The sequence below is a fragment of the Bacillus sp. AFS037270 genome (assembly GCF_002585305.1).
In genome coordinates this window covers 79,615-93,513 of sequence record NZ_NUNF01000016.1, presented here as the reverse complement: position 1 = coordinate 93,513, position 13,899 = coordinate 79,615, and the positions used below count along the sequence as shown (strand labels likewise).

Annotated in this window: 13 protein-coding genes, 1 tRNA gene, 1 pseudogene and 1 riboswitch; all 15 genes and pseudogenes read right to left on the bottom strand. The window is 41.2% G+C overall.

Features of this window, described 5'->3' with window-relative positions; all coding sequences use genetic code 11:
• Positions 1–55 precede the first annotated feature (55 nt).
• The 15 genes and pseudogenes from COD92_RS32760 to COD92_RS08790 all read right to left on the bottom strand — a co-directional run bounded on the left by COD92_RS32760 (position 56) and on the right by COD92_RS08790 (position 13,856).
• A complete protein-coding gene (locus COD92_RS32760; RefSeq protein ID WP_255286566.1) occupies positions 56–379 on the bottom strand; it encodes an adenosylcobinamide-GDP ribazoletransferase in 324 nt (107 codons plus the stop codon).
• On the bottom strand, positions 379–843 hold the full coding sequence (locus COD92_RS32755) for an adenosylcobinamide-GDP ribazoletransferase (RefSeq protein ID WP_255286567.1): 465 nt from the start codon (positions 841–843) through the stop codon (positions 379–381). Before COD92_RS32755 ends, COD92_RS32760 begins: the two co-directional genes overlap by 1 nt.
• Positions 840–2,348, bottom strand: coding sequence for a cobyric acid synthase (locus COD92_RS08845; RefSeq protein WP_098528234.1), 1,509 nt, complete (start codon positions 2,346–2,348; stop codon positions 840–842). Before COD92_RS08845 ends, COD92_RS32755 begins: the two co-directional genes overlap by 4 nt.
• The gene (locus tag COD92_RS08840) at positions 2,348–2,920 is read right to left on the bottom strand and encodes a bifunctional adenosylcobinamide kinase/adenosylcobinamide-phosphate guanylyltransferase (RefSeq protein ID WP_098528235.1); all 573 of its coding nucleotides are present in this window, start codon (positions 2,918–2,920) and stop codon (positions 2,348–2,350) included. Before COD92_RS08840 ends, COD92_RS08845 begins: the two co-directional genes overlap by 1 nt.
• Positions 2,899–3,744, bottom strand: a pseudogene (locus tag COD92_RS08835) (pyridoxal phosphate-dependent aminotransferase). Before COD92_RS08835 ends, COD92_RS08840 begins: the two are co-directional and overlap by 22 nt.
• Before the next feature lie 175 nt (positions 3,745–3,919).
• The gene (locus COD92_RS08830; protein ID WP_098528236.1) at positions 3,920–4,141 is read right to left on the bottom strand and encodes a cobalamin biosynthesis protein; all 222 of its coding nucleotides are present in this window, start codon (positions 4,139–4,141) and stop codon (positions 3,920–3,922) included.
• Entirely contained in the window at positions 4,138–5,604 is a 1,467-nt protein-coding gene (locus tag COD92_RS08825) for an adenosylcobinamide amidohydrolase (protein ID WP_098528237.1), read from the bottom strand. The genes COD92_RS08830 and COD92_RS08825 overlap by 4 nt, the downstream gene beginning before the upstream one ends.
• Positions 5,605–5,607: 3 nt before the next feature.
• A complete protein-coding gene (locus COD92_RS08820; RefSeq protein WP_098528238.1) occupies positions 5,608–6,669 on the bottom strand; it encodes a FecCD family ABC transporter permease in 1,062 nt (353 codons plus the stop codon).
• On the bottom strand, positions 6,635–7,594 hold the full coding sequence (locus COD92_RS08815) for an ABC transporter substrate-binding protein (protein WP_098528239.1): 960 nt from the start codon (positions 7,592–7,594) through the stop codon (positions 6,635–6,637). The genes COD92_RS08820 and COD92_RS08815 overlap by 35 nt, the downstream gene beginning before the upstream one ends.
• Positions 7,595–7,762: 168 nt before the next feature.
• Positions 7,763–7,951, bottom strand: a riboswitch (cobalamin riboswitch).
• Positions 7,952–8,186: 235 nt separating this feature from the next.
• Positions 8,187–8,284: transfer RNA gene (locus COD92_RS31875), tRNA-Sec, on the bottom strand.
• A 176-nt stretch (positions 8,285–8,460) separates the two neighbouring features.
• Positions 8,461–9,939 carry an amino acid permease gene (locus COD92_RS08810; RefSeq protein ID WP_480254366.1) on the bottom strand — a complete coding sequence of 493 codons (1,479 nt, stop codon included), beginning with the start codon at positions 9,937–9,939 and terminating at the stop codon, positions 8,461–8,463.
• Positions 9,940–10,117: 178 nt separating this feature from the next.
• Positions 10,118–10,396, bottom strand: a complete 279-nt coding sequence (locus tag COD92_RS08805; RefSeq protein ID WP_098528241.1) for a YokU family protein — start codon at positions 10,394–10,396, stop codon at positions 10,118–10,120.
• A 2-nt stretch (positions 10,397–10,398) separates the two neighbouring features.
• Positions 10,399–11,808: a lysine 2,3-aminomutase gene (kamA, locus tag COD92_RS08800; RefSeq protein WP_098528242.1), complete on the bottom strand. Its 1,410-nt coding sequence runs from the start codon at positions 11,806–11,808 to the stop codon at positions 10,399–10,401.
• A gap of 60 nt (positions 11,809–11,868) precedes the next feature.
• Complete coding sequence (locus COD92_RS08795) at positions 11,869–12,348, bottom strand: GNAT family N-acetyltransferase (RefSeq protein WP_098528243.1); 480 nt, start codon at positions 12,346–12,348, stop codon at positions 11,869–11,871.
• Entirely contained in the window at positions 12,336–13,856 is a 1,521-nt protein-coding gene (locus tag COD92_RS08790; protein WP_098528244.1) for a M81 family metallopeptidase, read from the bottom strand. Before COD92_RS08790 ends, COD92_RS08795 begins: the two co-directional genes overlap by 13 nt.
• Positions 13,857–13,899 lie beyond the last annotated feature (43 nt).

The window sequence follows — 13,899 nt, the reverse complement described above, 5'->3', positions numbered from 1 at the left end:
GGGCATTAGGGGAAATCATTCCAGCCTAAATACGCTTTTCGTTTATTTTCTTCTGTTAAACCATGACGAAATAATGCAATAACCACACGGTCATCCATAAAATCAATTCAGTCCCTTCTACTGTCGCTCCCAAAACATCACCCGTAATACCTCCGAACCAATTGTGTGCATTCCTGCGAGAAATAAAATAGCAAAGGATAGAAGCTAAAAGCAATAGATTTATAGGGATGAAAAATACCCTTGACAAAAAGGCTGCTATCAGAAAAACAAGGATATAGAATGGATAAATCCAAAGCACTTTTGCGGTTGCGGCCTGTTGAAACATATTGCCAAGACCTTCATTTTTAGCTGATTGAACGGTTAGCAGTACCGCACCCATTACACTTTTACCAAAAAAGGCAATGCAGCAATCAGGTAATAGATTACAGGCCCAATGTTCATAATCAGTTCATAGATAAAGAAAAAACGGCAGCTTAGCAACACAATAACCGAGATGACTCCAAATGCACCTGTTCGCGGGTCCTTCATAATCTCAAGCCTTTTTTCCTGATCCTGATACGAAAAATAAGCATCACTTGCATCCATCCAGCCATCCAAATGGATGCCTCCTGTAAGAAGAATGGTCGCTAACCACAAAAGAAAGGCAGTAGCTAAATGAGAAAAAGGAGTCCAGTTCACCACAGCATACAAAAGGATTGAATAAGAAACTCCTTGAATTAATCCTACTAACGGAAAAGCCTGGACCGCCCCGCGAAGATTCTGTTGATCCATTGGCAGTTCCCGCTTAATTGGAATAGATGTGAAAAATTGCAGGTTAATCATCAACCCCATAAGCAATTTCATGCTCTTCTACTCCATTGGTTAATAATGTGATTAAGAAGATCCCAATTGATATGATCTTTCATTTGTCGGGCTATTTCATTAAATCTTTGATCTTTAAAATCTTTTATATGGACCACTTCTTTGTTTGGAAGTCCCTTCCACTCTCGAACCTTATTCAACCATTGGTTTCTCCAACCGTCATTATGAAAGAGATGATGGAGATACGTTCCTATGATTCTGCCGTTTTTGCCGTAGTAGCCATCTGCTTTCCCATCAGTGGTTTGGAGAAAAGAACATCCTTCCCGAGATAAGATGGTACTGCCTAAATGAATCTCGTACCCTGCTAACCTATGACGATTGAGTAGACCAGTGTCCTTGTGAAGTTTGGCAGCTGTCCTTGTAGTTTCTTTTTCACGTTTAAAAAATGTTTTCGCAGGTATCATCCCTAATCCCTTTATGTAGCTGTAGGTTTTCCCTGTATCTGAACCAGCTTCATCTACCAATTCATCCCCCAGCATTTGATAGCCGCCGCAAATTCCTACCAAAAAGCCGCCATCTTCCAAATGTCTTTGAATCGATTGATCCAGATTTTTTGCTCTAAGATCATTCAAATCGCTGATCGTGCTTTTTGTACGGGGGATAATCACTGCATCCGGCCTGCCGAATTCCGAAGGATCTTTCACCCAGCGCAGTGAAACATCTTCTTCGTACAAAAACGGGTACAAATCACTATAATTTGAGATAAATGGAAGTTGAATCACGACAATATCAAGGTCAGCTTTTTTTCTGCCTCTAAATTGCTGATGAATCGATAATGAGTCTTCCCCATCTATCATATGGTTTTCCACATATGGCAAAACTCCTAAAACAGGGATTCCTGTTTTCTCCTCCAACCAGCGGATGCCATCTTCAAATAAAGAGCGATCTCCCCGGAATTTATTAATCAACAAGCCGGAGACCCTTTTTCTTTCAATCGGTTCAAGTAATTCAAGCGTGCCAACAATACTTGCAAAAACTCCTCCCCTGTCGATATCGGCAACAAGGATGACCGGAACACCCGCCATTTCTGCCACTTTCATATTGACAATCTCTCGATCTTTTAAATTGATTTCAACAGGACTGCCGGCCCCTTCTATTACCAATAAATCGAATTCCTTTTCTAAATGGGAGAGCGATTCTTTGATCACCTCAAGCCCTCTTTCATAAAAGCGGTCTCGATATTCCTGTCCTGATAAGGATTCAACAGCCTTTCCCAAATACACCACTTCAGAATGCATTTGCGATCTTGGTTTTAGTAAAATCGGATTCATCCAGACACTCGCTTCCGTCTTCGCTGCTTCTGCCTGCATTCCCTGCGCTCTCCCAATCTCTTTGCCATCAAGAGTGACATAAGAATTATTGGACATGTTTTGTGATTTAAAAGGGGCAACCTTTATTCCTTCGTTGGCAAACATTCTGCACAGAGCGGTCACATTTAAACTTTTTCCCACATCAGATGCCGTCCCTTGAATCATCACTCCCTTCATCACATTACCTCCTTCATGACAATCGGTATTCCACCTTCAATTAAATACGCCCGATCTGCTTCCTCAACTAACCTTTGATGGATTTTACCAAGCAAACGTTTATAGGCTAAAACAAGTTCATTCTCTATTATCGGTTCGTGTAATACTTCGTTACTTACCACAACCAAGGCACCGGCTTGCCTTTTTATCGCCAAAATTCCGGTTATGATCTTTTCACACACTGAATCTAAGAAAGGTTGGTCCCATTTATGTACAGCAGCATACAGTTCATTGTTCAATAAGGTTGTCACACAATCAAGCAACAGAATATCCTGGTCTTTAAAATGGGCAGCTAATTCATCAATTCTTACGAACTTCTCCACCGTATTCCAGTGAACCCTCGCATTTTCTCGGTCCTGCTGATGTTTTTTGATTCGTTCTTTCATTTCGGAATCAAACTGTACACCGGTTGCAATATAATGCAGTTTTCCGCCTGTTGCAGCTGCTCTTTCCACAGCGATCCGTTCTGCAAAGCTGCTCTTTCCGCTTCTGACACCGCCTGTTATAAAGATCAACAATGGTGCTTTCGCCATTGGTTCAGCACCTCCATTAACTGCTCGTTTTCTTTACTGTTTTTAACTGCAAATCGCAGCCAATTTCCTTCTAAACCAGGAAAATTAAAGATATGGCGTGGAATGATTCCTTTTTTTAGCAGGAATTCAAATAAGGCAAATTGGGCTTTTCGATAGGGATCCTGCAATAAATAAAAGTTCACCTTGGAAGCTGAAACCATAAACCCCTGTTTTTTGTAATAAGTGAAAAGCCTCATTCGCTCATTTGCAATATATGTTTGGGTCTGTCTAATAAATGCTTCTTCCTCTATACATAATTCACCAGCTGCCAAAGCAATCGCATTGGTGCTCCAATGGGATTACAAGTTTTGAAGCTTCGCAATCGTGGCTGGATCTCCAGCTGCATAGCCAAGCCGAATCCCCGGGATCGCAAACATTTTGGTCATCGAACGAATCACTATTAAATTGGGAAATCTCTTAATATATGGAAGAAGCGATTGATAATCCTCCAAAAAGTCGTAAAAGGCTTCATCCAATATAAACAAACAATCGTGTTTTTCACATTCTTCCATCAGCATAATCATGTCGGATTTCGTGTAGTGAATTCCTGTCGGATTGTTTGGATTACAGAAAAACAGCACATCTGCATCCCTTAATTTCTGACGGATGCCATCAAGGTTGAGTTCAAAATCCGGCTCTTCCAATTGATCTATAATGATCTCGCAGCGATTGACCCTGCACGCTTGTTCGTACTCCGAAAACGTAGGCTGAATCAATAAAACTTTTTTCCCCTCCAGCATTCTTGCGGCAAGGGTGATTAGCTCTGCTCCGCCGTTTCCTACCAGCAGATAATCGATCGGGACCTGTTCTTTTTTTGACGTTGTTCCTTCAACGTTATGGAATAAGGGTCCGGGTACACCGTTACCTTTTTTTAAAAGTCATTCCACTTCTTTTTCAATGCATTTGGCGGTCCAGGCGGATTGATATTGGCGCTAAAATCCAGGTACTGATTCGGAAGCTTCATGCCCATTGCTTCATAAAGATATTGGGAACAGCTAATAAAGCGATCAGGAGCATAAAAGCCCCTTTCATTCGTTTTCTCTCTCCTTTATTCCAACGTTGTTCAAAAAAAGCAATCATCCTACCCATCCATTTAACCGGATGCGGCCAATTAGGCCGGTCTCCAACGACCATATCAATAAGGTACGCGATCGTAATTGAGATTAAATGATAAATTATCATGATCGAATCCTTTTTCGCGATTTTTGTAACGCTCTTGTTGTACACTGATACACAGCTTTACTGATGAGTTTTCCTAAAGGCGAAATCGTCCCTGCAAATTCTAAACATTTTCCTTGCTGTGTGGCGGCAATTAAAATGCTGTCAGTGGAAGTTCCAGTCGCAATCGTTCCCGTGACCTTGTCAATCACCTTTTGATCATTCATCACCTTACCTTTTGCTTCAGTTGCAGTCATAATGCTTTGAATAAATGCCTCCTCGGTCAGTTCACCATTTACGAAAATCCATGTATTAATGGTTCCCGGAGAAAATTCATAGGAATGCATTTCACTTTTGGAAGCATCAATCGCATTGCTAACACCAGCTGTCACGACAACAAAGATCGAAAAATCATCGTGTTCATACAATTGATATGCCGCATCATCGAGGAACACTGCAGTCATCATCCCGACCGTCTCCGCCGGTTCGAACCCATTTGCGCTAAGAAAAGCCGCCATTTCCTGGCGGTGATCACTGCAGTTATAGTTTTTATCCACATGGCGATTCACGAATTTTTGATACCAACCGGTCCCCGCCCCAACCACTCCAGAAGACATCGTTCGCAGCGGGATTGGAGATTCAAATTGGACGTATTCTTTACAAAAAGAAAGCCTCCCTTCATCAATCCTCATGGCATTCTCGTTTTGCTGTAAATTCGGTAACAGAACCATTTGCGGAGCAGCCACTTTCGGGTGCGGATGCTTCTTGATGTCGGTATGAAATACATTTCGAATTCGCTCTTCTTTCAGTACTTCATTCGGAATATGTTGAATATTCATTGTCCCTTTTTCCAACAGGAGAAGCCGATCACAGTAAAGCCCGGCAAGATTTAAATCATGAAAAATAGAAACGACCGTTAAGCCTTTTTCAATCGTCCATCGTTTGAGGAGATCTAATAATTCTTTTTGATAGGATAGGTCCAAATGGTTTGTCGGTTCATCCAAAAGAAGAATTTCAGGCTCCTGGGCCAGTGCCTGCGCCAAAAAAACACGCTGCTTCTCACCACCGGATAGTTCCTGAATCGTTTTATTTTGTAATGAAGCTACACCCGTCTGTGCCATGACCGTTTGGACAATCTCTTCATCCTCCTTGCTCCACGATTGAAACCAACCTTTTTGATGGGCATAGCGTCCCAGTGAAACGGTATCTTTTACTGTATAGGAGAAAGATTCGAAGGAATGCTGGGATAAAACAGCAACCATACGCGCCAACTGTTTAGTAGAGAAATCTTGAAGCCTTTTTCCCTTTAAGAAAATCTCACCACCACGAATTGGCAAGATCCCGCTAAGCAGTTTTAAAAGAGTCGTCTTTCCGCTTCCATTTGGTCCCAAGACTCCAAACAATTCCCCCGTTCCGACTTCAAAAGAAACGTTTTTAAGAACGGATTCACCTGTATATCCACCTGAAATATGTTGAACACTAATCATTTCTTATCCACTTCTTTCCTTCTTTTTTCTTTGTAAAAGAATGATGGCAAAGACCGGTGCACCAATTAAAGCGGTGATCACTCCGATCGGTAATTCAGTCGGAGAAATGATCGTCCTTGAAATGAGATCCGCAATGATTAAAAACCCGCTTCCGGTTAAAATCGATAATGGCAAGAGGTGCTTATGGTCAGGGCTCCAACATAATCTCGCCAGATGTGGAATGACAAGCCCTACAAATCCGATGGTTCCTGAAACAGCTACTGCCGCACCTGTTAAGATGGAACCGGCGATTAGGATCATCAATTTTCTGCTTTGGACATTGACTCCTAAATGCTGTGCCTTCTCCTCTCCGAACGACATTGCATTTAATTCTTTTGCATTCATGATCAAAATGACCGATCCAATGATAAAAAACGGCAGGATAATATGGATGGATTCCCAGCCTCGCATCGAAACGCTGCCCAAAAGCCAGCTGATAATTTGCCTTAGTTCATCACCCGTTAAAGCAATCATTAAGGAAATCAGAGCCCCAAGAAAAGAGCTGAAAATAATTCCTGTTAAAATAATGGTTTCCACTCTCATGGAACGCTCCATTTTTCGCGCGAAGACAAGAACAAAAACGATGGTAACAAGTGAAAAAACGATACTTACGAATGGCAGAGTAAAAGAACCAATAAATGGAATCGAAAGTTGAAAGAACAAAGTGATGACCGCCCCGACTGATGCACCGGATGATACCCCCAGTGTATAAGGGTCGGCCAACGGGTTTCTTAATAAGCCTTGAAAGGCCGCTCCTGCAACAGCAAGAGCAGCCCCGACAAGACCGGATAAGATCACTCTGGGGAGACGAATATCCAAGACGATATTGATGAACATTGGATCAATTCGCCCCAGAGAAACAAATCCAAAAAGTTTCGCTTCGATTATTTTTATAATCGTTGGAATTGGCACATTTACCGTACCAATGGACGTACCCAATAGAATTGACAGGAGCAGAAAGATTCCGACAGTTAGATAGGCATTATATTTATTATTTAAAAACGTCCGGATAGATTTCCTTAGCAAGCTCCTCTACTCCTTCAACGACCCTTGGGCCTGGGCGGTCGACAAGATCTGAATTAATATCAATTACTTGTTTATTTTTTACAGCGTTCACATTCTCCCAGCCTTTTCTTGATAACACTTGTTGGGCAGTATTCTTTACATAATATCCATATGTAGTGATGATGACATCAGGATTTTTTTGAATAATCGCTTCCTGATCAACCTTAATCCAACCTTGTTGATCGTTTACGACATTGTTAGCATGAATGGTTGTAAGCATTTCGTCCATAAACGTATTTTTTCCTGTAGTATAAATATCGGGTGCAGGAGATACTTCCATATACACTTTTTTCTTTTCCTTTATGGATGCTGCCTTTGCCTTAATCGCCGCCAATTTATCCTTCATGCCTTTTACGATTTCATCCGCTTTTTTTGTTTCTCCGGTTGCTTTACCAATCATTTCAATAGAGCTATATACTTGTTCAAAGTTTTGCGCATTTGCGATAACCAGAACCGGAATACCTGCATCGCGTATCTGCTGAAGTGCATCCTTCGCGATCGAAGCAGATGAGGCATGCGCCAAAACTAGGTTTGGTTTTAATCCAATGATTTTCTCTGTATTAAATTGCTGTCCGCCAATTTTTTCTTTTTTTAGAGTATCTTTTGGATAATTATCATAATCCGAGACTCCCACAATTTCCTTTCCTAAGCCTAATGCATAGGCAATTTCCGTATTGCTTGGCATTAGTGACACAATTTTCTCAGGCTTTTGCTTCATCACAACCTTGTTCCCTAAAGCATCCTTAATGGTCACTGGAAAGGCCGCTGTTGTATTTTCTGTTTTCGCTTGATTTCCTTCCTCATTCGGTTTCGTTGTTCCAGCACAACCTGCCAACAAGCCTATTGTTAATAAAACAACCAACAATAGTGAATACCATTTCTTCATCTTTTTTCCCCCTGATTTTGATTTTGCAACATAATGAAAATAAATCTTGCCAAAAATAGCTGGAAAACAAAAAACATCTCCATTAAGACATGGAGATGTTGGTATGAATAGATTCTAATACGAAACGTAAAGAGTCCAGCATGCCACACATTCCTATCCTCGTAGGTTTTTGGCTTTATTAAACAGGCAGGTCTCCTGGCTCATGATCATCGCTTCCTATACCTTCCCATCTTACGACAGTGGCAAATATAGGATACTCCCATTTACAGTGGCGGGACCGCGTTGGCTTTCAACCAACTTCCCTATTAAGCTAAAATAATCTTTAACGATTTTAGCACCTGTTTATGAAATCTATTTTTTTATGCTAAAGCTATTATATATAGAAGTTAATCCATTGTACATGTTTTCGGAATATAATTACTTTTTTTTAATTCAAATAGAGGGCGACAACTCCTTCCACAACCAGTTTTGCACTTGAGTTTCAAACACTCTTTCGTGAAACTGGCAGAAAACTGAACGGGAAGTCCCTATGTAAGTATAATGCAATGCAAAGGCTAAAACTCTCATAATCCCTTGCAGCTGTATGACTTATTGGCGGGACTGCGTGGGAATCGAACCTACCAGACCTGGCACGCAGGTCTCAAAGCAGTTTTGAAGACTGTCGAGGACACCAGTGGTCAAATCAGCTCCATAATTTTGAGTAACATCAAGGGGTATCGGCAGTCTTTTGATCGTTTTTTAGACCGTTTTCCCTCAACCTCTACTCTCCCCTTCTTGGATAGAAGTTTCTATTCTACTACCGCCTAAAATAAAGCTAGGCCTATAATTAGTTGCGGAGTGAAACGAATAACGCATCTCTATTATGACTACTTCTCTTCAAAAGAACATTCCTTTAGTGGAACGATCTTCGTTTTATGGATTACTTTATACCCGAGCCATACTGCCAAGAAGATCGGTAAACCAATATAAGACACGGCTACTCCATACCAATCAATCTCACTAGTTATAAAAGCTTGATAATTTTGGCCAAAAATGACAAAGACACAAATGGCAAAAGCGAGAATCGGACCGAATGGGAACCATTTGGCTCTGAATTTCAAATCATTTATATCCTTGCCCTGGGCGATATATGCTTTTCTAAAACGGTAGTGGCTGACAGCAATTCCAATCCATGCAATAAATCCAGTTAAACCGGATGCATTTAATAACCATGTATACACTTGATCTCCAAAAATGGAACTTAAAAAGGCCAAGCCTCCGATAATGGTCGTTGTGACAAGGGCATTCATTGGAATCCCGCGATTATTTACTCTTTGTAAAAATTTTGGTGCCTGTCCGTCCTTTGCCATCGACCAAAGCATTCGAGTCGATGCATATAAACCAGAAGTCCCTGCCGATAAGACCGATGTCAAAATGACCGTATTCATCACCGATGCCGCAAATGCAATGCCCACTTTCTCAAATACAAGGGTAAAAGGGCTGACAGCGATACTATCGACATCCCTGCCCAACAGATTAGGGCTTGTATAAGGAATAATAAGGCCAATGACAGCAATCGCGATAATATAGAACAAAAGAATACGCCAGAATACTTGTCGAATCGCCTTTGGTACGTTTTTCTCCGGCTCTTCACTTTCTCCTGCAGCAATCCCGACAAGTTCCGTGCCTTGGAAAGAAAAACCTGCGATGAAAAAAATACTTAAAATGGATAAAAGACCACCATGAACCGGAGCATCGCCTAAAGTAAAGTTTTTAAACCCGATAAACTGCCCGCCCAGAATACCGAAAATGGTGAGCAAACCGACTCCAATGAAAACAATGATTGTCACTACTTTTATCAAGGAGAACCAATACTCGGATTCTCCGTAACTTTTAACCGACAACGCATTCAATAAAAATATTAATCCTAAAAAAAGTGCACTCCATAGGATGCTCGGTACATCCGGAAACCAAAACTTCATTATAATAGCGGATGCAACTATTTCAACCGCAAGTGTAACGGCCCAGTTAAACCAATAGTTCCAACCAAGCGCAAAACCAAATGCCGGATCAACAAAACGGCTGGCATATGTTGAAAAAGATCCCGAAACCGGTATTAACGTAGCCATTTCTCCGAGACTTGTCATCAAAAAGTAGACCATGATGCCAATAGCTCCATACGCAATTAGCGCGCCACCTGGTCCAGCCGTTTGAATGGACGCCCCTGTTGCTAAAAATAACCCTGTCCCGATTGATCCTCCAATAGCAATCATCGTCAGGTGACGTGCCTTTAAATTGCGTTTAATTTGCTGTTCGCCCTCTATATTATTTTGATTTTTCTGATTTTTATTTGTATAGCTTTTGATTGCTTCCATGTCTTGTCTCCCTTCCATTTTAAACACTAAGAATCTATCTAACTATAAGAATCTATTATTGCAGATTGTATGGACAATTTATCCTTTCTTGAAGATAACAGGGATAAATTGTCCATAAGAATAAAAGTTCATTGCTGGTGTTATCGAAAAACGGGAGACGGCTCGCTATTTATTTGGAAAAATCAAAGTAGTTTCGCTTCAATAAGCGCGGAGCAGCCATTAGGGTTTCATACTTCATACTTTTTTCAAGCTTGGAAGAATCAATCAAATATAGCTGATCCTCAATTTCTTTTACCGTCGTATCTGATTGATAGTTCATTCCACATTCCAGGCATAGAATGGACGGTGTGCCCTGAATTTCAATTACTTTTGTTCCATCGGGAAGTTCCCAATACACTGTGTTGCTCGTTTCACGTACTGTTTCGGATTCGCACCATTGACAAATCAACTTTATTCCTCCTTTGCTCCCACCATTTCGTACTTGCTCATTTGCGCCTGGAACTTTTTCTCTTTTAACTCGTCACGTTTATCGCGTTTATCCTTTAAAGAGCTATGCTCAGGATTTTCCCGGTACGTTTTACGGCGGTCTAAACGCTTCAAACCTTCTGGGGTCAAGTTAAATTTCGTATCATCAATAAGCGACAGAACACCATTGCTTTCAAACTTTTCAAATACTTCAGGATAAACCTTTTTATAATAATCTTCTGCACTGCCTGCCACATAGTTTAGCGGTTCAGGATAAGAGGTAATGACACCTTCAAAGTTTCGTAATACGACTTTATTGGAGCTTTGAGAAATAATGTAGTTCGGCTGCAATGGAATTTTACCGCCTCCTCCAGGGGCATCAACGATAAATGTCGGAACGGCATAACCCGATGTATGGCCGCGAAGTCCTTCCATGATTTCCAATCCTTTACTGATTGGAGCACGGAAATGGCCAATCCCCTCTGATAAATCGCATTGGTAAATGTAATATGGACGAACACGAATTTTAACAAGATCATGCATAAGCTGTTTCATAATTGGAACACTGTCATTGATCCCTGCTAAAATAACCGCCTGGTTACCAACCGGAACACCAGCGTTTGCAAGCATTTCACAAGCGCGCTTCGATTCTTCTGTAATTTCTATGGATGTATTGAAATGTGTATTTAGCCAAACTGGATGATACTTTTTCAAGATATTACAAAGATTTTCGGTAATTCGCTGCGGGAACACGACAGGTGCCCGTGTACCGATGCGAATAATTTCAACATGCGGAACCTCACGTAAATTTTTTAATATATATTCTAAAATATTGTCATTGATAAGGAGACCGTCTCCTCCGGAAATTAACACATCTCTGATTTGCGGATTTGATGCAATATAATTTATCGCTGTGTCTAACTGTTTCTTTGGTACGCCCATTCCAATTTGTCCGGAAAAACGTCTTCTGGTACAGTAACGGCAGTACATGGAGCATTGATTTGTTACCAAGAACAGCACGCGATCAGGATAACGATGGGTTAACCCTGGTACTGGTGAATCCTCATCTTCGTGAAGGGGATCTTCTAAATCATATTTTGTTTTATGCAATTCCTGAGAAATCGGCACAGACTGCATTCTAACCGGACATCTTGAATCATCCTGATCCATAAGTGATGCATAATATGGCGTGATATTTAATGGAATTGTTTTCGTTGAGATTTTAACGCCTTCCTCTTCCTCAGGTGTTAAGTTAACGACTTTCTTTAAATCTTCTAAATTTTTGATTGTATTCGTCAGCTGCCAAACCCAATCGTTCCATTGCTCATCGGTTACATCCTTCCAAAGCTCGATTTCTTTCCAATGTCTTTTCGGTTTGAATAAAGTGTTTCTCATTATTAAACTCCCCCTAAATTGGTTGATTTTTTATGACCCCTTTAATGAATTCTCTGATTATTAAGAAATGGAGTATTCCATATAGTAGCGATTTTCGCCTTCTCCAAATTCATCGAATCTCGTCTCTTTTATAGCAAATCCCATTTTTTCATATAGCTTAACAGCTGACTTATTTTCCACGTTGACCGTTAAGCATACTTTTTGAAATCCATCTTGCTTCAAAATTGGATAAATCTCCTGTAAAAATAATTTCCCTATGCCTTTTCCTTGCTGATCAGAGCGGACATAGAATCCAAAAATGTAGGCTTTATGAATATCGTGGTAAGCTCTCATCACTTCGCAAATCGCAATCGGTCTTGGATCACTTTCCTGCCGATATTGAATGAGTTTCCCATAACGTGTAAGCGGGACAAGTGTTTGTTCATCTACTGCCCCAAATCCCGGAAATGCATCTTTCTCAAGCTCCATCATCATTGTCAGCTGGTCCGGCTTCAATGCAGCCGGTACTTCGATATAATAGGTTTTTTTCATTGTTTCCATCGTTCTTTCCCCCTCCGTTCCACTTCATATTCGATATCATCCAGCGGCCAAATTGACTTAGGAATGTTACGATACGTAAATGTTGATAAACAATTGGAAGCAACACCGGGCGCATCCACATAAATGATCCGGCCTACAATTGGTTCAAATGCTGCACGAAAATGATTTTTAGCCTTGAGCGCGAGAATTTTCTTCGTCGATGGCTCAAGCCCGATATGACGAAACATCACAGGATCATTCGCTGACATCGGCCTGCCAATCAGAAGGATATCCATCTGACCAACACGGATGTGTGCCGCTCCCTTTAAATCAACTTTTAAATGCTGATTGAAGGGGCCTGTATTTTGAAATATTCCGTCTGATAGAGCCATTACCGTTGCTTCCACTTGAACGGGTTCTCCAAATTCAGGAGACACTTTCCCTCCAAGGGACAACCATACCTTTTTTCCTACTCCCGCGTTACGACAAAGCTCGATCGATTTGGGATCGTAGAGGCCTCCGAACAATGTGTCCGGCATATCGAGCATTACCATTTCCCGAAGAAGCTCTGTTGTATCGCCGCTCCCGCAGCTTAAAGGATTATCTGATATATCTGCCAGAACGACTGGACGATCGTCTTCAATAGATAGCGCCAATTCCAGCCCTTCCTTTACACTGGGTAAATCGATGATAAATTCTTCTTTGACACTCCAGAACAAGGAAGCCATGCTTTTGGCTGTCTCTTCTCCTTTTTTCGGATCAAGCGAAACAACTAGTACACTTGCACCGACCATGGGGATGTCCGAATAAGGAAAGCCGCCAAATACGGATACATTTTCAATTCCTGCTTCCTGTTCGGCAAGTTTTGCCCACTCGATCATTTTGTGCATCGGCCCTTCTGAAGTTCTCATATTGATAGAAGGGGGCATCATTGGCAATTTTTCAAAAGAAGCATAATAATTTACCCCTTCCTTTAATTGCTTCATTAAAGCCTTTGCTGCATGAACGCCTTGGTCATACATATCAACATGGGGATAGGTTTTAAAGCCAAAATGTAGTGGTGTGTAATGAATCATTTTTCCACTTAAATTGGCATGCATATCTAGTGTTGTAGCAATCGGGATCCGCGGTCCAAGAAACTCCCGAATTTTACCCAGTAAATGCTCTTCCGGATCAAAGAGATCTTCCACAACCATTGCTCCATGCAATGCCAGCAATAAACCGTCTAGCCTTCCCGCCTGTTGGATGGACTCGAGCATTTGTTTTTCGATAATCGAGTACGCTTCGATTGATACGACCCCGGAGGGAATCGCAGCCGCACACACTAGAGGTACAATTTCGACATCCTTTTCTTGTTCCAATACATCCAAAAACCCGCCCACTTCCGTTTTCGTGCCCGTATAGGCATCATAAATTTCATTGCCAATAAAGTAGCCTTCATGGCGAAACTGTTCGATTTCAGTCTTTATTGGGCTAAAACTGTGGGATTCATGGTAAAAGAATGCGATACCGATACGATGTTCTTTCATATTCTCCCCCCTCGGATATATGAAGTTATTAATATAGTCTCCC